This is a genomic window from Mangrovimonas futianensis (assembly GCF_021245805.1).
In the GTDB taxonomy this organism is placed as follows: Bacteria; Bacteroidota; Bacteroidia; order Flavobacteriales; family Flavobacteriaceae; genus Mangrovimonas; species Mangrovimonas futianensis.
Genome location: NZ_JAJJNF010000002.1, coordinates 139,828 through 159,383 on the forward strand (window position 1 = coordinate 139,828; position 19,556 = coordinate 159,383).

18 protein-coding genes are annotated in these 19,556 nt (G+C 36.5%); 4 read left to right on the top strand and 14 right to left on the bottom strand.

What is annotated here, in order from left to right; genetic code table 11:
* Positions 1–87 precede the first annotated feature (87 nt).
* A complete protein-coding gene (locus LOK78_RS03405; RefSeq protein WP_053970940.1) occupies positions 88–1,089 on the top strand; it encodes an NAD(P)H-dependent glycerol-3-phosphate dehydrogenase in 1,002 nt (333 codons plus the stop codon).
* A 171-nt stretch (positions 1,090–1,260) separates the two neighbouring features.
* Here LOK78_RS03405 and pckA read toward each other — a convergent pair whose 3' ends face one another.
* On the bottom strand, positions 1,261–2,883 hold the full coding sequence (pckA, locus tag LOK78_RS03410; RefSeq protein WP_232633653.1) for a phosphoenolpyruvate carboxykinase (ATP): 1,623 nt from the start codon (positions 2,881–2,883) through the stop codon (positions 1,261–1,263).
* Between the two features lie 329 nt (positions 2,884–3,212).
* Between pckA and LOK78_RS03415 the strand changes: the two genes are divergently transcribed.
* Positions 3,213–3,605: a hypothetical protein gene (locus LOK78_RS03415; protein ID WP_157492080.1), complete on the top strand. Its 393-nt coding sequence runs from the start codon at positions 3,213–3,215 to the stop codon at positions 3,603–3,605.
* Between the two features lie 81 nt (positions 3,606–3,686).
* Positions 3,687–4,169: a hypothetical protein gene (locus tag LOK78_RS03420; protein WP_166957022.1), complete on the top strand. Its 483-nt coding sequence runs from the start codon at positions 3,687–3,689 to the stop codon at positions 4,167–4,169.
* 62 nt (positions 4,170–4,231) lie between these two features.
* Here LOK78_RS03420 and LOK78_RS03425 read toward each other — a convergent pair whose 3' ends face one another.
* From LOK78_RS03425 to LOK78_RS03465, 9 genes are all read right to left on the bottom strand, one after another.
* Entirely contained in the window at positions 4,232–4,627 is a 396-nt protein-coding gene (locus LOK78_RS03425; RefSeq protein WP_053970936.1) for a hypothetical protein, read from the bottom strand.
* A 14-nt stretch (positions 4,628–4,641) separates the two neighbouring features.
* Positions 4,642–5,232, bottom strand: a complete 591-nt coding sequence (locus LOK78_RS03430) for a TetR/AcrR family transcriptional regulator (protein ID WP_232633655.1) — start codon at positions 5,230–5,232, stop codon at positions 4,642–4,644.
* Positions 5,233–5,257: 25 nt separating this feature from the next.
* Complete coding sequence (locus LOK78_RS03435) at positions 5,258–6,073, bottom strand: universal stress protein (RefSeq protein ID WP_166957018.1); 816 nt, start codon at positions 6,071–6,073, stop codon at positions 5,258–5,260.
* Positions 6,074–6,102: 29 nt separating this feature from the next.
* Positions 6,103–7,518 (bottom strand): efflux transporter outer membrane subunit, encoded by a 1,416-nt coding sequence (locus tag LOK78_RS03440; protein WP_166957016.1) that lies wholly within the window; start codon positions 7,516–7,518, stop codon positions 6,103–6,105.
* 2 nt (positions 7,519–7,520) lie between these two features.
* Positions 7,521–10,661 (bottom strand): efflux RND transporter permease subunit, encoded by a 3,141-nt coding sequence (locus LOK78_RS03445; RefSeq protein ID WP_232393758.1) that lies wholly within the window; start codon positions 10,659–10,661, stop codon positions 7,521–7,523.
* Between the two features lie 19 nt (positions 10,662–10,680).
* Entirely contained in the window at positions 10,681–11,805 is a 1,125-nt protein-coding gene (locus tag LOK78_RS03450) for an efflux RND transporter periplasmic adaptor subunit (RefSeq protein ID WP_232393757.1), read from the bottom strand.
* A gap of 15 nt (positions 11,806–11,820) precedes the next feature.
* Positions 11,821–12,312: a GbsR/MarR family transcriptional regulator gene (locus LOK78_RS03455; RefSeq protein WP_232393756.1), complete on the bottom strand. Its 492-nt coding sequence runs from the start codon at positions 12,310–12,312 to the stop codon at positions 11,821–11,823.
* A 125-nt stretch (positions 12,313–12,437) separates the two neighbouring features.
* The gene (gene pheS / locus LOK78_RS03460) at positions 12,438–13,457 is read right to left on the bottom strand and encodes a phenylalanine--tRNA ligase subunit alpha (RefSeq protein WP_053970929.1); all 1,020 of its coding nucleotides are present in this window, start codon (positions 13,455–13,457) and stop codon (positions 12,438–12,440) included.
* 34 nt (positions 13,458–13,491) lie between these two features.
* Complete coding sequence (locus LOK78_RS03465; protein ID WP_053970928.1) at positions 13,492–13,848, bottom strand: hypothetical protein; 357 nt, start codon at positions 13,846–13,848, stop codon at positions 13,492–13,494.
* A 51-nt stretch (positions 13,849–13,899) separates the two neighbouring features.
* Between LOK78_RS03465 and LOK78_RS03470 the strand changes: the two genes are divergently transcribed.
* Entirely contained in the window at positions 13,900–14,430 is a 531-nt protein-coding gene (locus LOK78_RS03470) for a CvpA family protein (protein WP_232633657.1), read from the top strand.
* Here LOK78_RS03470 and LOK78_RS03475 read toward each other — a convergent pair.
* From LOK78_RS03475 to LOK78_RS03490, 4 genes are read right to left on the bottom strand one after another with little or no spacing between them, the layout of a single operon-like run.
* Positions 14,427–16,604, bottom strand: coding sequence for a PepSY domain-containing protein (locus LOK78_RS03475; RefSeq protein ID WP_232633660.1), 2,178 nt, complete (start codon positions 16,602–16,604; stop codon positions 14,427–14,429). The two genes, LOK78_RS03470 and LOK78_RS03475, sit on opposite strands and share 4 nt — an antisense overlap.
* Positions 16,605–16,614: 10 nt before the next feature.
* Positions 16,615–17,067, bottom strand: a complete 453-nt coding sequence (locus LOK78_RS03480; RefSeq protein ID WP_232634153.1) for a DUF2271 domain-containing protein — start codon at positions 17,065–17,067, stop codon at positions 16,615–16,617.
* A gap of 41 nt (positions 17,068–17,108) precedes the next feature.
* Positions 17,109–18,581: an ankyrin repeat domain-containing protein gene (locus LOK78_RS03485; protein ID WP_232633662.1), complete on the bottom strand. Its 1,473-nt coding sequence runs from the start codon at positions 18,579–18,581 to the stop codon at positions 17,109–17,111.
* Positions 18,582–18,586: 5 nt separating this feature from the next.
* Entirely contained in the window at positions 18,587–19,492 is a 906-nt protein-coding gene (locus tag LOK78_RS03490) for a DUF6607 family protein (RefSeq protein ID WP_232633663.1), read from the bottom strand.
* Positions 19,493–19,556 lie beyond the last annotated feature (64 nt).

A 19,556-nucleotide genomic window follows, 5' to 3' on the forward strand; every position in this document is an offset into this window, starting at 1 on the left:
AAAAACCCTACTCCTTGCTGTTCTGCTTTTTTAAACACTTTAATTTTATGTACTTTTGATTAAGTTATTGATATTTGAAATCCTTTTATGGAAAAACCACTTAAATATGCCGTTTTTGGGGCAGGCAGTTGGGCAACAGCCATTGTAAAAATGTTGTGCGAAAATTTAAATGAAGTTGGATGGTATATGAGAAGTGTTTATATCAAAGAACACTTACTGAAGGAAGAGCATAATCCCAGTTATTTAAGCTCTGTAGAATTTGATGTTTCCATGCTGAAATTAAGCAACGACATCAATGAAATGGCTACCTATGCCGATGTTCTAATCTTTGTGGTTCCTTCTGCTTTTATGCAGTCTGAACTAGAAAAACTAACGGTGGATATTTCCAATAAAACAATTGTTTCTGCCGTTAAGGGAATTATTCCTGAATCTGGTTTGCTGGTTGGTGAGCATTTTCACGATATCTATCACATTCCTTTTGAAAACATTGCTGTTATCGCTGGACCGTGTCATGCTGAAGAGGTAGCTCTAGAGCGTCTTTCTTATTTGACCATTTCCTGTGCCGATTCAAAAAAAGCCAAAGAAATTGCCAGTAAACTTTCTAGCGAATACATCAAAACCAAAATCAGTGATGATGTCATAGGATTAGAATATGCTGTCATGCTAAAAAATATTTATGCTATTGCTGCCGGTATTGCTCATGGCCTGGGATATGGAGACAATTTCCAGAGTGTTTTGATGAGTAATGCCATTAGGGAAATGAAACGTTTTATCAAGAAAATGCACAAGATGAAACGTAACATCAATAACTCAGCTTACTTAGGGGATTTATTGGTAACCGGCTATTCTACTTTTTCCAGAAACCGCATGTTTGGAAACATGATTGGGAAAGGTTATACTGTAAAAAGTGCCATGATGGAAATGAATATGGTAGCCGAAGGTTATTATGCGACCAAAAGCGCTCATCTTCTCAATGAAAATAATAAAAAGAAAACCAGACTTCCTATCATTGATGCCGTATATGCCGTTTTATATGAAGGGAAAGAAACCAAAAAGGTATTCAGTAAGCTTGTAGATAAACTGGATTAAAATCGCTTTATTTTTTATTTAACCCTGACGATTCCAGTTTTGGAACTCCCCATTAAGGCATTATATTCTCACCTCCAGGTGTAAAAATAAAAACCTGCCTAAATCTTCAGTAAGTTTTCCAAAATCTGAAGATTAGGCAGGCACTTCAATAATTAATAACTAAAAATTGTTTTATATCGTGTCAGCTAATTGATGGTGTTCATCAATAAGTGGTCCACCTTCCATAATTTGTGCTGAAGCTTGACTAGCAAATTTTTCAAAATTCAAATGGAATGAATGTGCTAATCCAATTGCTTTACTTATGTAAGCTCCTTTTTGCAACCAAGTATTCATCGGATCCAAAATTTCAGTTGGAACTCCTGGGCAATACTTCGGCATGAACAATCCGAAAATTGGATGTTGTTCGAAGTCTACATTATCTAATTCTCCATTAAGGATGGCAGAAATCATAGCTCTTGTATATTTCAACTTGATTCTAGAACCAACTCCATAAGGGCCACCGCTCCATCCAGTGTTGATCAACCAAACATTTACTCCAGCTTCTTGCATTTTAGCGCTTAACATTTCAGCGTATGCAGTAGGGTGCAATGGCATGAATGGTGCTCCAAAACAAGCAGAGAATGAAGGTACAGGCTCAGTAATTCCAGCTTCAGTACCAGCTACCTTAGCAGTATAACCAGAGATAAAGTGATATGCTGCTTGACCTGGAGTCAATTTAGATACTGGAGGCAACACACCAAAAGCATCACAAGTCAAGAAGAATATGTTCTTAGGATTATCAGCATAAGAAGGAACTTGAATGTTATCTATATGTTCAATTGGATAACTTACACGTGTATTTTGAGTAATGGTACTGTCTTCAAAATCTACTTCTCCATTATTTATGATAACGTTCTCAAGTAAAGCTCCAGGTCTGATTGCTCTATAGATATCTGGTTCTTTTTCTTCTGTTAAGTCAATAACTTTGGCATAACAACCTCCTTCAAAATTGAAGATTGAGTTGTTGGCTGTCCAACCATGTTCATCATCACCAATCAATTTTCTGTTAGGGTCTGCAGAAAGGGTTGTTTTTCCTGTTCCAGATAATCCGAAGAAAATGGCTGTATCACCTTCTTCACCCACATTAGCAGAACAGTGCATAGGCAATACGTTTCTTTCTACTGGAAGAATCAAGTTCAAGGCTGTAAATATTCCTTTTTTCATCTCACCAGTATAGGCTGAACCTCCAACTAATGCAATTTTATCTGTAAAATTGATAATTGAGAAGTTTCCTTGTCTTAATCCAACAGCCTCTGGATCTGGAGCTACGTAGCCAGGAGCACAAAGCACCAACCAATCTTCCTCAAATGTTTCAAGTTCTTCTTCAGAAAGTCTTAAAAACATGTTGTTGACAAACAAGTTTGACCAAGGAAATTCTGTAACAGTTCTAACATTTAATTTGTACTCTGGATCGGCACACACATACCCATCTCTAGCATAGATTTCTTTACCAGAAAGGTATTCAACGACTTCGTCTTTTAATTTGTTGAAATTCTCAGGAGAAATAGGTTTGTTTATTTTTCCCCACCAGATTTTATCTTTGGTATACTCGTCTTGTACCAAAAATCTATCTTGAGGTGAACGCCCTGTAAATTTTCCTGTATTAACGGCTAGGGTGCCATTTGCAGTTTCCTGCCCCATCCCTTTTTCAACGGTTATTTTTTGAAGGGATTCAGGGCTTAAATTCCAATGAACTACCGTGTCTTTCAAACCATATTTTTCTAGGTTTCTTTCGGCTTCTACTAAAGTTCCCATTTTCTTAATTTTTTATTGTTACTAATTATAATCTCATCTAGTTGCTGAGAACGATCTAAGTGTCAAATACAAAATTTACCCTTAATAATTCCCAGGTTACAAGCTCTTCCCGTGACTTAAACGGCATTACTTGTTTAATTACATATCAAAGGTATACGACATATGTAAAAATAAACATGAAAAAAGTCATATTAAGTATTTAAAATAAGAGTTAACTTATTGATAACTATAACGTTTTCTTAATCTTCTAATGCTTTAATTTGGAATCATTTCAAGAAGATTTTTTGAAAAAAAATGCCCATGACCCCTATTTTTTGCAAAAACTTAACATGAATATCATGTACATTTGTTCTGTGAAAAAGTTAGTTTACATTTTTGGATTTTTCTTTTTTCTCTCGCTTGTTGGGTTTTCATTAAACAAGGAAATAGCTTGTGAAAGCTTGTCTTCTGAATTCCAATTGAACCACGGGAACAAGGCTGATGTATCCACAAATGATAATTGTATCCTTAATCATTCTGAACCTCTTGAATATGCTCCCACTTTTGGAACAGATTTAGAGGTCATTTTTGATACCGATTCTTCCCATTATTTTGGGTATTTGCCATTTCATTTACAGAATTATACCCCTGCTTGCAGTAGTACCTTTACACTCCATAATGAAGAGCCTCAAATTTTTCTTGGGGTTTCACAAATCATTTTCCCCTTTCATTACCATTGGTAATGCATCCCATTTTTAAAAAATTTAGCGGTCTTTAACAACAAGACCATATTCAACTTATTTCAAATTTAAATTTTATAAAAAATGGATGTAGCAAGTACCCTATTGGGTTCCATCATAGTTAGTATATGTATATTTCCTTTTGTAGCCGTACAAGTAGGAAGCAATAAAAAGAAAAAACACGTTATAAACACTTTAAACCAAATGGCTCAAAATCGCCAATGCCAGATTTCAACTGTGGAACAATGTGGTGATTATGCCATAGGCCTCGATGAAGTCAACCAAATGGCTTTCTTTGTTAAAAAAAATGATGAAGTAGCATTGGAAAATGAAGTAGATTTAAAACACGTAGTCGAATGCTATGCCCATACCCAATCTAAAACGATACGTTCTGGGCAAGATAAAAAGGAAATTATAACCCAAGTAGAACTTAGTTTTAAACATAAAACACACGAAAAAAAGCTAGCAGATTTTATCCTGTACAGCGAAAATTTCAACGCTCAATTGGGAAATGAATATCCTATGGCGCAAAGGTGGGCTAAAATCTTAAATAACCATTTATCTTAATAGATTGAAAAACAAAAGCCTCAATTTATTTTGAGGCTTTGTTTCTTTTTATTTAGATCTTTCTACTTTACCACAACACCTTTTTCCTGCATTAAAGGTATTGGTTGTAGTGCCTTTAAATTGATAGTATTGGGTCGAAATAAGAAAGTCTTTTCAAACATAGTATTCCCTTCAAAGAAAGTCACCTTAAATTCATTGTTCAAGGTTAAAACATCCTCATGTAAAAACTCAACCTTAGCATAACTTTTTGCTGGCAACTGTTCCAACTTATGTCTCATAAGAGAGGTTTCCTTGTCAGCCGAATATCCCCTGGAAACAATTAAAACCATTTCTAAAGGCACATCTTTATCATTGATTAAATAAACGTTCCAATCCTGGGTTCTGTGAACTTGATTAAATTCATTGACAGCAGCACAAAATACCCCTTCAACCTTCGGGATTTCAATATCTTTTCTCATGCTGTAAAATTAACTTATTTCAGTTTAGGAAACACATAAGTAGTCTTAGTAATTCCTCTTAAGCTGTAAACAATGAAATGATCTAGAAGCTCCTGTGAAGAATATCTTTGAAACAAATTATCATGTAAAAAAGCGATTTCCTCAATCCTGTTAAAATACAAATCACAGAAAAGGTTTAAGTTTACCTCATCTACCAAGAGGCCTTGTTCTTGGGCTTTGACTAACAAACTATATACTTTTTCTCTTACGAATCGGTGTCTGAATTCATCAAACAATTTATTAGCCAAAGGGTAGTATTTTTTTAAACCAAAGATGAAAGACGGTTTAAAATATGACAAACGCTCAAAACCCTTTTCGTAAATCTTAAGAATACAAAAAAGAGGATCCGGACATTGACTTATTATTTCATCGACTACCTGATTATAGTCATCAATTAAATACTTTACACTAGCAATTACTAGATCCTCTTTACTTGAATAGAATTTATAAATAGTTTTTTTTGAAATACCGAGAGTAGTGGCAAGCTCATCCATAGTGAACCGTTTACTTCCAAACTTGGTAAAGTTGGAAATAGAGCATTCTAAAAGATCTTGCTTTGTGGTCATTTCAAATAAAACTTAATCTTAAAATTTAATCTACAGGAATAGATAGTAACGGAATACTAAGCCCGGAAGCCATGACCCTTGTTTTACTTTTATGCACAATAGACTCCCAAAAACCATATTTCTTTGGAATCATTACGAGCAGATCTGAATCGGATTCCAGGATTTCTTTTTCAATTTCCTTAATAACCGTATCAGAATTTACTTTCTTATAAACATGCACTACATTTTCCAAGCCTTTTTCAATGTGCTCAAAAATAGGATTCTCTGCCTGTAACTCGTTGACTTTCTTTTCAACATAGAACATGGTTACTTGCGATTTGAGCTGTTCGGCAATCTCCTTTAACCTTGCCAATGTTCTAAGTGGAATCGCCTGCATTAAATCGCATGCAAAAAGGATCTTGTCAATTCCCTTAAATTTGGCGCCTATGGGTACAGCAAGAACAGGGAATTTTTTCATACTGATCAATGTGGTTGTCGGGTTGCCAAGTAAATTCTGTTCCATGGATTTAGCCGACATGCCCATAACCAATAATCGGGCACCATGGTTATTCATTAAAGTATCTACCTCACGTTCCCAGTCTATATATTGGCAGTCATATTCAACCTGAATCTTGAACGCTTTGGAAAGATCCTCAGCTTGTTCCTTTAACTTAGCTCTATTCTTTTCTATCAATTTCTCCATCGCTTCTACCGTCAACCACGTATTTGCGGCGTGTACAGGCAATTTAAAGGAATTGAATAGTACAAGCTTAGCTTGAAACAATTGTGCCAATGACGCTGAATAGAGGACAGCATTGTCTGATGTTTCAGAAAAATTTGTAGCTACAAAAATAGCTTTCATGATTAATGCTTTTTTTTAAGACCTAATTATTATTTCCATCCACCACCAAGGGCTTTGTATAAATTGACCACACTCAATAATTGCTGAAGTTTGTTGTCTATCAAATTCAACTCTGCACTTAGTGCATTTTGTCTGGCAGTTAACAGATCTAAGTATGTGGCATAACCATTAACCAATAACTCCTCAGAATTTGTTTCAGCTTGTCTTAAAGCTTCTACTTCCTTTTCCCTAAAGTCATATTTTTCTGTTAAGGCATCATAGTTATATAAAGCATTAGAAACTTCATTCCCTGAAACCAATAAAGCTCTCTTAAAGTTCAACAATGCTTGCTCCTGTTGTGCCAATGCCACTTCATGTTGTGTTTTAATGGCTCTTTTATTGAAAATAGGCTGAGCCAATCCACCAACGATATTGGCAAAAAGGGAATTGACATTAATCAATTCATCCAATTCCAAACTTTGCAACCCACCTGAAGCCGTAATGGTAAGCGATGGATAAAAGTTACTTTTCGCCACATTAGTCAATTCAAACGCATTGATCAAGGCATATTCTGAAGCCATCACATCTGGCCTATTGCGCAACAACGTTGCAGGTACTCCCAATTTAATTTCAGCTTGAAGGTTTTGACCATCCAACTGGGTTCTTTGAATCTCTTGGGCCGGTCTTCCCAGCAATAAATTCAATGTGTTTTCAGTTTGGAAAATGGCAACTTCAACATCTATCAATAGTGCTTTTGCATTGTTGTACTGCGCTATATTTCCATCGACAGCGACCTGATTTACCTGACCGGCATCCTTTAAAGCTTGGATGGTAGTTACACTACTTTCTCTTGCTGCAATGGTTTGCTCGGTAACTGCCTTTTGAGAATCCAAAGCCAAAAGACTGTAATAAGTAGTGGCTATACTCGCTATCAATTCGGTTTTTACAGCTTGGTGTGCGGAAACACTTTGTAAATAACTCGCCTCACCCGCTCTTTTATTGCTTCTTATTTTACCCCAGATATCTGCTTCCCAAGAAAGATTTCCAGTGATCTCATACTGGTTAATAGCACCATTAAAGAAGGAACCAAATTGACTATTTTTAGACAATTCTTGATGGGTCATTGAAGCCCCAGCACTTAGACTTGGCAAATACCCGGCTTTTCCTTGTTTCATATAAGCTTCTGCTGCAGCCATTTGTTGGATAGCTACACGAATGTCCAAATTGTTTTGTAAACCTTCTTCAATATATTGTATCAAATAAGGATCTGTGAACATCTCTTTCCATGACACATCTGCCATTGACAAACTATCTTGTGGCAAATTATCCGTCCTGTAAAGATCGGTTGTTTCTTCAAATTCCGGTCTCTGGTATTCCTTGGCAACAAAACAACTTTGCAAAGTTGAAGCTGCAAGCACTATTAATACCACACGGTTCATAAGAATATTTTTTATAATAGAAATCATGATTAATTTTCTTCTTTTATTTCAACAACAGCTGGTTTACTTGATACTTTTTCTTGTAACCATTGGAATAGTATAAACAAGATGGGGATAACAAATACTCCTAAAATAGTACCTATCAACATACCTCCTGCCGCACCAGTCCCGATGGAATTGTTTCCTTCAGCACCTACTCCTTTTGCCAATACTAGTGGCATTAAACCTAGGATAAATGCAAAAGAGGTCATTAAAATAGGTCTTAAACGAGCTTTAGCTCCATGTATGGCAGCATCTACCAGGTCTTCACCATGTCGGCGTCGCTGCAACGCAAATTCCACAATTAAAATAGCATTCTTAGCCAAGAGCCCTACCAACATGATCAAGGCAATTTGGAAATAGATGTTGTTTTCCAATCCCATGACTTTGGTTGAGAAAAACGCTCCAAATACTCCTAAAGGCAACGACAAGATAACTGCAAATGGTAATAGATAACTTTCATATTGCGCTGCCAACAAGAAGTATACAAACACAATTACCAAAAGGAAAATAACGACTGTTTGGTTACCTGCACTTACCTCTTCACGGGATAACCCTGAATAAGCTACTTCATAATTACTAGGTAATCCTTTAATCTCTTCATTAACAATGGCAATGGCATCACCTGTACTGAATCCTGGATTAGATGCCCCACTAATTTTTGCTGAGTTATAAAGATTAAAACGTGTTACCGTTTGCGGACCATAAACGCGTTTTAAACTTACAAACTGCGTAATTGGCGCCATATCACCACTACCGGTCTTAATATATAATTCATTCAAGGAACTAGCATCACTTCTATCTTCAGGTTGCGCTTGTACATATACACGGTATTGCTTACCAAATCTTGCAAAGTCTGCTGCATATACCCCTCCGATATATCCCTGTAGGGTTGAGAAAATGCTACTGATAGGCACCCCAAAACGTTTTGCTAATGGCACATTGATATCCAATTCATACTGCGGATATTTGGTGTTAAATGACGATTGTCCATACTGAATTTCTGGGTGTTTCATCAAATTACCAATAAACTGCTGGGTGGTAGCATCTAAATCTTCAAAGCTTCCTCCTGATTTATCTAACAAGTTCACTTCAAATCCTCCAGAAAGTCCAAATCCTGGAATACTTGGTGGTGCAAAGAATATAATATTGGCATCTGGAATACTCGCTGCTATTCCAAATAATTTACCTATAATGGCATTGGAGGATTGATCTTCACTTTCACGTTCTGACCAATCATTTAATTTTACGAATCCCAGACCATAATTGGTACCAGCACCACTAATTAAACTTCGACCATTGATTACAGTAACCCCTCTTACACCAGGAATTTGTTTGGCTTTTTGATACATTTCTTGGGTTACCATACTGGTTCTATCCATAGAAGCACCGGCAGGTAATTCCACATTCATAAATATGATTCCACGGTCTTCATTAGGCACAAAACCTGTAGGTGTACTATTTGCTGCCCAGTATATCCCAACTCCTGACAATATTAAAATAACAGCTGAAACCCACTTGTTTTTATATAAAAATGTCAAAGATCTTCCATAGCGCTCGGTGGTAGCATTAAACCCAGCATTAAATCTATCGTAGAATTTTTGAAGGAAACTTTTCTTTTTATCCTCATGGTCGTCATGACCCTTTAAAAGTAGCGCACACAAGGCTGGGCTTAAGGTCAAGGCATTCACCGCCGATATTAAAATAGCAACAATCAATGTGACACCAAATTGTTCGTAAAATACTCCCGTTGGCCCCTGAATAAAAGTCACAGGTATAAATACGGCCGCCATAACTAAAGTAATTGAAATAATGGCTCCCGAAATTTCATGCATCGCATCTAATGTTGCTGTTTTCGCACTTTTAGCCCCTTGATCTATTTTGGCGTGTACTGCCTCAACAACTACAATGGCGTCATCCACTACAATACCAATTGCCAATACCAAGGCGAAAAGGGTTAATAAATTTACGGAGTAACCAAATAAATTCAAGAAAAAGAAGGTTCCAACAATTGCCACTGGCACTGCAATGGCTGGAATTAAAGTAGACCGGAAATCCTGCAAGAAAATAAACACCACCAGAAATACCAACAAGAAAGCTTCTACCAAGGTATTTCTAACCTTATTCATGGAAGCAGTCAAGAAGTTATTGGTATCATAATTGATTTCATAATCAATCCCATCTGGAAAATCCTTAGACAAACGATCTAATTCTGTTTTAATACTATTGATAATCTCTTGTGCATTCGACCCTGCCGTTTGGTAAATACCCATATTGACACTTGGATGCCCTTCTGTAAAACCGTATGAGTCATATCCTTGAGCATCTAATTCTATCTTAGCAACATCTTTAAGCCTCAAATATTCTCCATTGTCAAGCGCTTTTACAATAATATCTTCATATTGTTTTTCAGTTTTAAAACGACCACTATACTTGATATTATATGAAAATGCCTGTCCGTCATTCTGACCTAACGATCCGGCAGAAGCCTCTAAACTTTGCTCGCGTAAGGCAGCAGTTACATCGCTTGGAACTAAATTATAGGCTGCCAATTTTTCTGGTTTCAACCAAATACGCATCGCATAATCCTGGTTGGAAAATACGTTTACGTCACCAACACCATTCACCCTTTGTAATGCAGGAATAACGTTGATTTTTAAATAATTCTGAACGAATGTTGCATTGTAATCATCATTTGCTGAATATACAGAAAGGAACATCAAAGCTGATGTTTGCTGTTTTTGTGTGGTAACCCCAGTTTGCACAACCTCTTGAGGCAATAAGGGATTAGCACGCGACACTCTATTTTGAACGTTTACCGCAGCAATATCTGGATCCATTTCTTGATCGAAGAAAACGGTAATATTAGCAGTACCATTGTTGGCAGCCGAAGAGGTCATATAGGTCATCCCCTCAACACCATTAATCTGCTCTTCAATAGGAATGATGACACTCTCCAAAATAGTTTCGGCACTTGCTCCTGGATAGGTCGCATTCACCTGAATGGTTGGTGGTGCAATATCTGGATACTGTTCTACGGGCAACGTGGTATAGCCCAGAACACCCAGAATCACTATAATGATGGAAATAACGGTAGACAATACCGGTCTTTCTATAAATGTTTTTAACATAATTTCTGTCTTCTAAATATTATTGAAAAAGAGGTTTAATAGGCTTAACAATACTATCAAAAGCCATCTTTTGTGGTTGTATCGGTGTACGATTACGTAATTTCCCGATTCCCTTAACTACAATAAGGTCTCCAGCCTTAACACCAGACCCTACAACATATAGTTCGTTTGACTTATCTGCAATAGTTATCAAAGTTGCCACTGCCGTATTTGATTCGTCCACTTTATATACAAAGGTTTGTCCTTGTTGCTCAAAAGTTGCTGACTGTGGAACTACCACAGCATTTTCATAATTTTTAGGAATTTCAATAGTTCCACTATTCCCATTGGTAAGCAATAGATTAGGATTACTGAAGGTAGCTCTAAAACTAACAGTACCTGTGTTTGCATCTATTTGACCCGTTACTGTTTCTATAGTTCCCTTCTGGTCATATGCTTGACCATTAGCCAAAAGCAATCCCACCTTTGGGAAATTGTTTATTTTATCTTGAAGCGTTTTACCCTCGGTCTGTTGTAAAAAGTTCAGGTACTCCGTTTCATTCATTGAGAAAAAGGCATATACATTTTCAATACTAGCCACAGTGGTTAAAGGTCTAGCACTTGTAGCACTTACCAAAGACCCTTCTCTATAAGGAATAGCACCAACATATCCATCAACCGGACTTGTAACAGTAGCATAGCCTATGTTAGCCAAAATACTGTTGTAGTTACTTTTGGCTTGAGCTAAATTAGCTTTCGCCGTCTCCAATTGCATCGGACTGATGATGTTCTTATCTACCAATGGTTTTAATTTTTCAACCTCAACTTGCGCCACATTGACACTTGCCTTGGCTGCTTCGGCATCTTGGCTCAAACTTTGGGTTTCCAGCTTAAATAAAGCTTGTCCCTTTTTTACTTTTTGCCCCTCATCTACTAAAACTTTTTGAATGTATCCTGAAACCTTAGCACGAACTTCACTATTTATAGTTCCTTCTATGGTTGTTGGATAAGTCACATAGGATGTAATGTCCTTTTGAGGAATTTCAGTAACGGCAAATGGTAATGCTTGAGCTTGTTGTTGGCTTTGCTGAGGTTCTTGTTTACAGCTATATATCCAAATCGACAATATAAAAAGCGATACTAGGCGATAATTCAATGTTTTCATTTTAATTTACTCGGATTATGAATGTGTTTCGGTTAATTTTTCTTTTAATATTACTACTGACTCCATCACCACATTTAAATAGGTGATATAATCGTCATGAAATGTCATTTCAAATTTTGATTCATCATCAAGTACGACATTCATGTCTTTTTTGTATTGTTTAATTTCCAAATGAAGGTCCAACTCGGCTTTCCACATTTGAATCATTTTATCCATGTTTTGTATTATGGAATCTCTATTCAGGATATAGTATTTTTTCCTATCTCCAGGTTTAGTGAAATAATTGAGAGACTTTAAATCCAAAAGATGATTTAGGTGGGTTGAAATGGTACTTTTACTCGCACATAAATCGGTAACCAAATCTTCAAAGGTAGTTCCAGTTTTACCCGTTAGAATAATATAGGACAGTATTCTTGCTGCAACTGGAGCTAGGTTGTCTCTTTTTTCAATAAACACACCTAACTTCTCAATTAAAAGCTTCTTTTTTTCTACCAGATCTTGGTCCATTTTCAGAAAGTTTGAAACAAAGGTACGTTTGGTTCGGACAAATCCGAACTTATCGAAGTTAAAAAATTGTTAAATAAAAAAAGTCCGATGTTTATCGGACTTCAAATCTATTTATGTGGTGCATTTTATAAAGCGGACTTAAACTGCTCTAAGAAACGCACATCATTTTCACTTAACAGTCGAATATCGCCTATTTGATGAAGTAACATGGCGATTCTGTCAATTCCCATTCCAAAAGCAAATCCAGAATAGGTTTTAGAATCGATTCCACAATTCTCCAACACATTAGGATCTACCATTCCACAACCCATGATTTCCAACCAACCGGTTCCTTTGGTAATGCGATAATCTACTTCCGTTTCCAAGCCCCAATATACATCAACCTCAGCACTTGGCTCCGTAAACGGGAAATAAGACGGACGTAACCTAATCTTTGATTTCCCAAACATCTCCGTAGTAAAATACTGAAGCGTTTGCTTTAAATCAGCAAAACTTACATCCTTATCAATATACAACCCTTCCACTTGATGGAAGAAACAATGTGATCTGGCTGAAATAGCCTCATTTCTATAAACTCTTCCTGGAGACACCGTTCTAATAGGAGGTTTGTTATTCTCCATATACCTCACCTGGACAGAGCTGGTGTGTGTTCTTAAAAGAATATCTGGATCGGTTTGAATAAAAAAGGTATCCTGCATATCTCTAGCTGGATGGTATTCAGGCAAGTTCAAGGCTGTAAAGTTATGCCAGTCATCTTCAATCTCTGGTCCTTCACTCACGTTAAAACCTATCCTCGAAAATATATCTATAATTTGATTTTTTACTATGGAAATAGGATGTCTAGACCCAATTTCAATGGGTTCGCCTGGTCGAGTCAAATCCCCATAAATACCTTTTTCCTCTTCCTTGCTTTCAAACTCTTCCTTAAGAGTATTTACCTTTTCCTGAACCGTAGATTTTAGAGTATTGATAGTTTGTCCAAATTCCTTTTTTTGATCGTTTGCAACATTCTTGAACTCCTTGAAATAGTCATTAAGCAAACCCTTTTTACCTAAATATTTGATTCGGAAAGCTTCAATCTCATCTTTCGACTGAGCTTTAAATTCCTCTGCTTCAGCAATCAACTCTTTAATCTTATCTATCATAACTCCTAAAAATGAGTGGCAAATTTAATAAATCTTACTTGATATATTCTGTTTCCAAAAAATAGTTTACAATGGCTTCCTTCATTAAAACACTTTGCTCTCCAGATTTTAAATTAGGAAGTTGTTCCTTGACTTTATAATGAGGCCATCCCTCATCATCAAAGAAATCAAATTCATAATAGCCATAAGGCTCCAACAGCCTACAAATAGCTATATGCATCAAATCGACTTTATGGTCTTTTTTAAATTTTCTATGTAACTGTCCCAATTCCTGAACCCCTATTAAATAGATAATAGCATCCAGATCTAATGGGTCTCCGTCTGCAAATTGAGTGGATAATTTGGTCACTACTAGTTCCCAACGTTCCTTTAATTGTTCGTCTCTAGACATAATAATTTTAAAGTTGCAAAGTTACAGTATATTTACAGAAATAATACACCTATGAGCATTATTGATATTGTTTTGGCCGCCCTCATATTATTCGGAATTGTTCGAGGGTTTATGAAAGGGCTGTTTGTAGAAATTGCCTCTTTGGTTGCCCTTGTAGCTGGCGTCTTTGGAGCGATTCACTTCAGTTATTTCGCCTCTGACCTTCTCAAAGAACGTTTTGATTGGGAAGAAAACACTATCTCCATTGTAGCTTTTGCCATTACTTTTTTAATTATCGTTTTAGCCATTGCCCTTGCAGGGAAAGCTTTAACCAAACTCGCCGATTTTGCAGCATTGGGTATTTTAAACAGGTTACTTGGAGCCATTTTTGGCGGACTTAAAATAGCATTGATTCTAAGTGCTCTTTTGGTCATTTACGGGAAATATAATGATACTATCGATTTGGGACAAGAAGAGCACATGAAGGACTCTGTGCTTTATGAACCAGTTCGATCTTTATTGCCTACCATTTTCCCGATTATTATGGACCGAAATGCCAATGCGATAGAGCGTCCCGTAAAGGAAGATGAAAATGCCTCCTAATAGCAATCCATCTTTAATTGCTGTTCCTTTTGAAAATAACTTAATGGTTTTTGAGCATAGTCAGAACATATAGTTTCCAAAACATTTATTACTCCGTTCTGCATAGCCAAGGAGCCACAAAGCATGATGGTTCCTCCACTCAACAGTAATTTTGCAACCTTTTCGGCATCATTCAAAAGTAGGTCTTGTACATACTGCTTATGATGCTCCCTCGACAATGCCAATTGAAAACCACAAAGTTTTCTATCTTGTAAATAGCCTTCAACCTGTGATTTATAGAGCTCATAGGAATCTTGGGTTCTTAACCCTAAATACAATTGAATGTCATGTTTTTTGTTTTCATCAATCATCCCTAAAAATGGGCCAACCCCAGTACCGTTGGCAATCATCATGACTTGAGACCTTTTCTTTGGAAGATGAAAATGGGTATTACTTATGATTTTTCCTTTTAGAATATCTCCTGCTTCGCCGTTATAAAGGTAATTTGATCCCAGACCGTTCTCATAAAACTTAATGCTCAATTGCATGTGGCCCTTCACTTTCCCAATAGAATACAAACGTTCCCTATAATCGTTCTTGGGATAAACAGCCAATAAATCACCTGATTGAAACCTCTGATACCTTTTTGACTTAAGCGTTAATAAAAAAGTGTCATCTGGTTGATTATGGACATCCGTTTTGGAAAGAATGGTTGCCTTTTTGGTTTGTTTTGGTTTTGTTTGAAGCTCTTCTAATGCTAACGATAGCGGAATTTCTGCCTTTTTTGACCACTTATTAACCCATTTCTGGAAAGATTCTATGGATTTATCATTAATGGTGAAAGGCTTCAAAAACTGAGAGAATCTCGAATTCATGGATTCATCTGCATCAAATGCAAATTGACAAAAATCTGGATAAGCCAAAGATCCAAACCCTACCACAGAATAGTTGACTCCGGATGGCTTCATGTCCTTCACGATGTCCAAAAACTTATTGGCATTTGTTGGTGCTTCGCCCTGACCATAAGTCGCCGTCATGACAATCAGGTGTTTGGCATTTGGGTAATCTCCAAAGTCATTCAATTCTGAAATAAACACTTTTTTATTGGCCTTTAGCAATCCTTCATAGAGCACTTGGGCATAACTAAAAGTAGAACCGTTTTCTGAACCGACCAAAATGATATACTCACAGTCATTCTTTTTAAATTTATTCTTCAATCGCGACTTCCGACGTTTTAAGGTCATGGCAAAACCGGAATACACAAAATAGATAATATTGACTCCTGCTATAGCTAAAATTAAAGACCATAATATACTTCCCTTACCTGTATGCAGATTCAAACTTAATCTGGACAACAGTTGGAAATTAGACTGCGGAATCTCACTTAAAATCTCGCCAGTAAACTGACTAATGGCCAGCTCCCTATTTTTTAGTTTCAGAATAAAATAATCTTCTACATCATCAGAGAATGGAAATTCCAAGGACTTAACTTCAGAAAGTTGAGTGGAATTAAATACAGAAATGGGTTTGACAGGACTTGCTTTGAGCGTTTCGAAATTTACATGGTGTCCATTTGCTTCTTGAGGTAAAACATCAAACTTTTCTAAGGATAAATAGACTCCTGTTAAACTAATTATAATTATTGGAATCAATGACCATCTGCCTAATACAACATGCCAATACTGGATAAAGTTTTCATTGACAACCTTGGAGAAAAACTGTTTGAGTCCTCTTTGTCGTTTAATCACCAAGACTAATCCAGAGAGCGCAATTAAACACAAAAAGAAGGAGAAAAGCCCCACTAGAAACCTCCCTGTGCTTTTTAAAAATAAGGACCTATGGAAATTGGTGACCCATTGAAAAAAAGGTGATGGTTTTATTTTCTCCCCTAAATACTGCGCTGTTTCTGGATTGAAATATCCTTCTAAATTTTCACCATCTTCTGTAAAAACAGAAGCCGAAACAAAACCATTTGCATCAATATTTATTTCAATAATCTCTGAATAATTCTTTTTAAAAACAGCTACGGTTTCCGCCAAAGAAACTTGGCCCAAATCGGAAACATGATAGGGCTGCATTTGTTCCGAAATAGGCTGAAATGCCAAAATAATTCCGGTAACCGAGGCCAAAAGAATAAATACAAAGGAAGATACAGCCAACGCCAAGTGACTGTATCTCCAAATTGAAATGGTCATAAATGTTTTTTTAATTAGGCATCATACGAACATATCGGATAAATCCTGTTCCTTCATGTTTGCCTTTAATACTCTCAGTAGTTAACGGAAATTCCACATCCGTTTGATAATATTCTTGATCTTCAACTGCGGTCTCAAATCGAATTTTATAACCTGCATTGATTTTTGAATCATCTATGGAAATAACAGAAATGGTTCGTTCCCCTCCAGAAATAGTGGCTCCTGTAATGGCATCGATGTTATTACGCTTTTTACCATAAAATTTCCACCAAGATTCCAAAGTATTATACCACTCACTGTCATCCCCTTGAACATATAGCGTTTCTTCATAATCCCCTTTTGGATTGATTAACGAAATAACGATATACGCGCCTTCACCAGTATAATTGGTCATTTGAACCATACATTTATACTTAATAGGATCTACATTATTAGTAAATGAGTAAAACCCTAATACTAACATGGTCAAGAATGATAAAAAACTTACTTTTTTAAACATTTTATTTATTTTAAAAATTCTATTGATACCTGATTCTTTTCTAACAACTCGTTCTCTTGTGCCAAATCGTGTGCTGTTTCTTCAAATTCGGTGGTGATTTTTTTATTGGCACCATGGTTAAGCAACCATTTCATGATTTGATCATCCTTAGCTTTCATAGCAGCCAAGTGTAAGGCCGTATTTCCTTCCTTGTTTTTGGCATTGATATCCAAATTCATTTTAGCAGCCATATCTAAAAGCTCCTTGCTTCCCTTTTTAACCGCTAGGTGGTACCATGTATCACCGTTACCTTGTTCTTGTTCGAGATCTAAACCTTTTTCACTTAATAGTTTTAACTTACTCTCGAAGGCTTCTTTGTTCCTTGCGTTGTAAGATTCTAACAAAGCAAAAACCAAATTGTTCCCTTCCGCCGTTGTTACACCTATTTCAGCTCCCTTATTTATCAAGTAACCTACTACATTGGATTTATTCCCTGCAATTGCCAAGTAAAAAGCTGTTTCACCTTTTTTATTGGCATGGTTGATTTGCTTGACATCTTCCCCTAATAATTGAACTACTTCCAAATCATTTCTTTGACACGCATTCATGAAAGGGGTATTGCCATTGTGATCTTCCTGATTGACACTTAGTCCTTTTTCCAACAAATAGTTTATAACTTCCTTATCCTTACTGCGAGTTGCGACAATATGTAAAGGGGTTTGACCTTCGTCATTGGTGACATTTGGATTTAGACCTTTATCCTCCAAAAATTTATAAACCTCAACTCCATTGGCACTTCCTCTAGCACCAGCAGCGGCAAATAAAAAGGCCTGATCATTTCCTTTGATTCCCTTTTCAAGAAGTTGATTCAATAATTCCAGATTACCAGTTCTAGCCACATAGTTAAACACCCCGTTACCTTCTCTATCAACACTATTCACATCAAGTCCTTTAGACTTAAAATAAGTCATCAATTTAAAATCTTGATCGTTTGGAGCGGCAAGAAGTAAGGCATTGGCGCCATTGTTATTCACATCCTTTTGAAGATTGGCACCGTTGGCTAAACAAATATCATATACCTTAGTATTCATTTGTCCGCGACCTGCAGCAAAGTTCAAAGGGGTTAAACCATGGTCGTCTGTCATATCCATTCTTGCACCACGATCAATAAGAAACTGCATCAATTCGGCATTTCCGTTATAAGCCGCCCAAAAAACATAAGTTCTTCCGTCATGGGTCAATTTATTAACATCGTTCCCCTTTTGAGAAATGAGGTGAGTGATGGTTTCATATGGAGCATCGGCTAAAATGGCCATTACCACACCGTCAAAATTGTTCCCATTGGCTTGGGCTGGGTCATTACCCTCTTTAATCTTTTCATCTACCAATGCCACGGTAGGTTTTGCTTTCCAAAAATCTCTGTTCAGAAATACATTTTCTTGAGACACACCAACCGTTACTTGAATTAGTGCTAAAACGAATAAAATATTCTTTATCATATAACTTATTTTACGAAGGAATCAATTACTAGATTAATTTGATCAGCTGTTTGGTAGTTTGCGTCATCCAACAAATATTTAAACAGGCCTTTATTATCTACTTTTTCAGCAAGAATTAAATCTTGGTGTCTGGCAAATACTTGACTCCATTTTGTTCTTACCACGGCCCATTTCCCTTGATTTTTGGACCAATAATCTTGAGCTGCCTGACATTTGGAATCATCGACCTTCTCATAGGTATTGTATCCTTTTTCCTGCGCCAAAATTACATCATCCTTACCAGCTTCACGAACCACTTTGTCATTATCTTGGTCATGAATCCAACCTTTTTCGGTTATTTCATGACGGTTTCTTCTGATAGTCACATTATAATCACTTCTAGTGGTATACTCCCGTCTTGGAAGTGGTGCAGAGGCTTCATTTTCCCAATAGCTTTTGCCATCTATATGAACCCAAGAGGCTGAACCTTCATAGCGTGGACTGTCATCTACTTGAAATACCTTTTGCGTCCATTGCCCTTTAACATCATTTTTGGGAAGGGTTACAAACTTCCATTTATTATTATGATCGTACATATAAAATTGGGTGTTTTCAAATACCCAATCCTGTCTCCAATGTTTTACAATATGTGGACTATCAGGTTTGCCGACGATCAATAAATGCTGCATGGAAATCTTGTTTGATTCATCCTCAACCAATTGTACCCATTCCAGGCCGCGATCATGCTTTGTTTTGGAAGGCACATATGTAGAATCACCAGAATATTCAAAAGTTTCTGCAAAATTAAAGGTTACTTCATAACAACCACACATCTCTTTTATAGCTTCTTGATCTTGTCGTTTTTTAGACTGAGAAAACCCATAAAAGTTTAATAAAAAGATTAAACAAAGTGAGGTAAAAACATGTTTCATGATCTTTGGATTTATTTTTTATACTTATTTAGACTAATTTCAAATAACAATGATATATTTGCAG

Bases quoted from the DNA above. Each gene is read 5' to 3' on its own strand.
- LOK78_RS03405 (WP_053970940.1), top strand. From the start codon at position 88: ATGGAAAAACCACTTAAATATGCCGTTTTTGGGGCAGGCAGTTGGGCA.
- pckA (WP_232633653.1), bottom strand. From the start codon at position 2,883: ATGGGAACTTTAGTAGAAGCCGAAAGAAACCTAGAAAAATATGGTTTG.
- LOK78_RS03415 (WP_157492080.1), top strand. From the start codon at position 3,213: ATGAATATCATGTACATTTGTTCTGTGAAAAAGTTAGTTTACATTTTT.
- LOK78_RS03420 (WP_166957022.1), top strand. From the start codon at position 3,687: ATGGATGTAGCAAGTACCCTATTGGGTTCCATCATAGTTAGTATATGT.
- LOK78_RS03425 (WP_053970936.1), bottom strand. From the start codon at position 4,627: ATGAGAAAAGATATTGAAATCCCGAAGGTTGAAGGGGTATTTTGTGCT.
- LOK78_RS03430 (WP_232633655.1), bottom strand. From the start codon at position 5,232: ATGACCACAAAGCAAGATCTTTTAGAATGCTCTATTTCCAACTTTACC.
- LOK78_RS03435 (WP_166957018.1), bottom strand. From the start codon at position 6,073: ATGAAAGCTATTTTTGTAGCTACAAATTTTTCTGAAACATCAGACAAT.
- LOK78_RS03440 (WP_166957016.1), bottom strand. From the start codon at position 7,518: ATGATTTCTATTATAAAAAATATTCTTATGAACCGTGTGGTATTAATA.
- LOK78_RS03445 (WP_232393758.1), bottom strand. From the start codon at position 10,661: ATGTTAAAAACATTTATAGAAAGACCGGTATTGTCTACCGTTATTTCC.
- LOK78_RS03450 (WP_232393757.1), bottom strand. From the start codon at position 11,805: ATGAAAACATTGAATTATCGCCTAGTATCGCTTTTTATATTGTCGATT.
- LOK78_RS03455 (WP_232393756.1), bottom strand. From the start codon at position 12,312: ATGGACCAAGATCTGGTAGAAAAAAAGAAGCTTTTAATTGAGAAGTTA.
- pheS (WP_053970929.1), bottom strand. From the start codon at position 13,457: ATGATAGATAAGATTAAAGAGTTGATTGCTGAAGCAGAGGAATTTAAA.
- LOK78_RS03465 (WP_053970928.1), bottom strand. From the start codon at position 13,848: ATGTCTAGAGACGAACAATTAAAGGAACGTTGGGAACTAGTAGTGACC.
- LOK78_RS03470 (WP_232633657.1), top strand. From the start codon at position 13,900: ATGAGCATTATTGATATTGTTTTGGCCGCCCTCATATTATTCGGAATT.
- LOK78_RS03475 (WP_232633660.1), bottom strand. From the start codon at position 16,604: ATGACCATTTCAATTTGGAGATACAGTCACTTGGCGTTGGCTGTATCT.
- LOK78_RS03480 (WP_232634153.1), bottom strand. From the start codon at position 17,067: ATGTTAGTATTAGGGTTTTACTCATTTACTAATAATGTAGATCCTATT.
- LOK78_RS03485 (WP_232633662.1), bottom strand. From the start codon at position 18,581: ATGATAAAGAATATTTTATTCGTTTTAGCACTAATTCAAGTAACGGTT.
- LOK78_RS03490 (WP_232633663.1), bottom strand. From the start codon at position 19,492: ATGAAACATGTTTTTACCTCACTTTGTTTAATCTTTTTATTAAACTTT.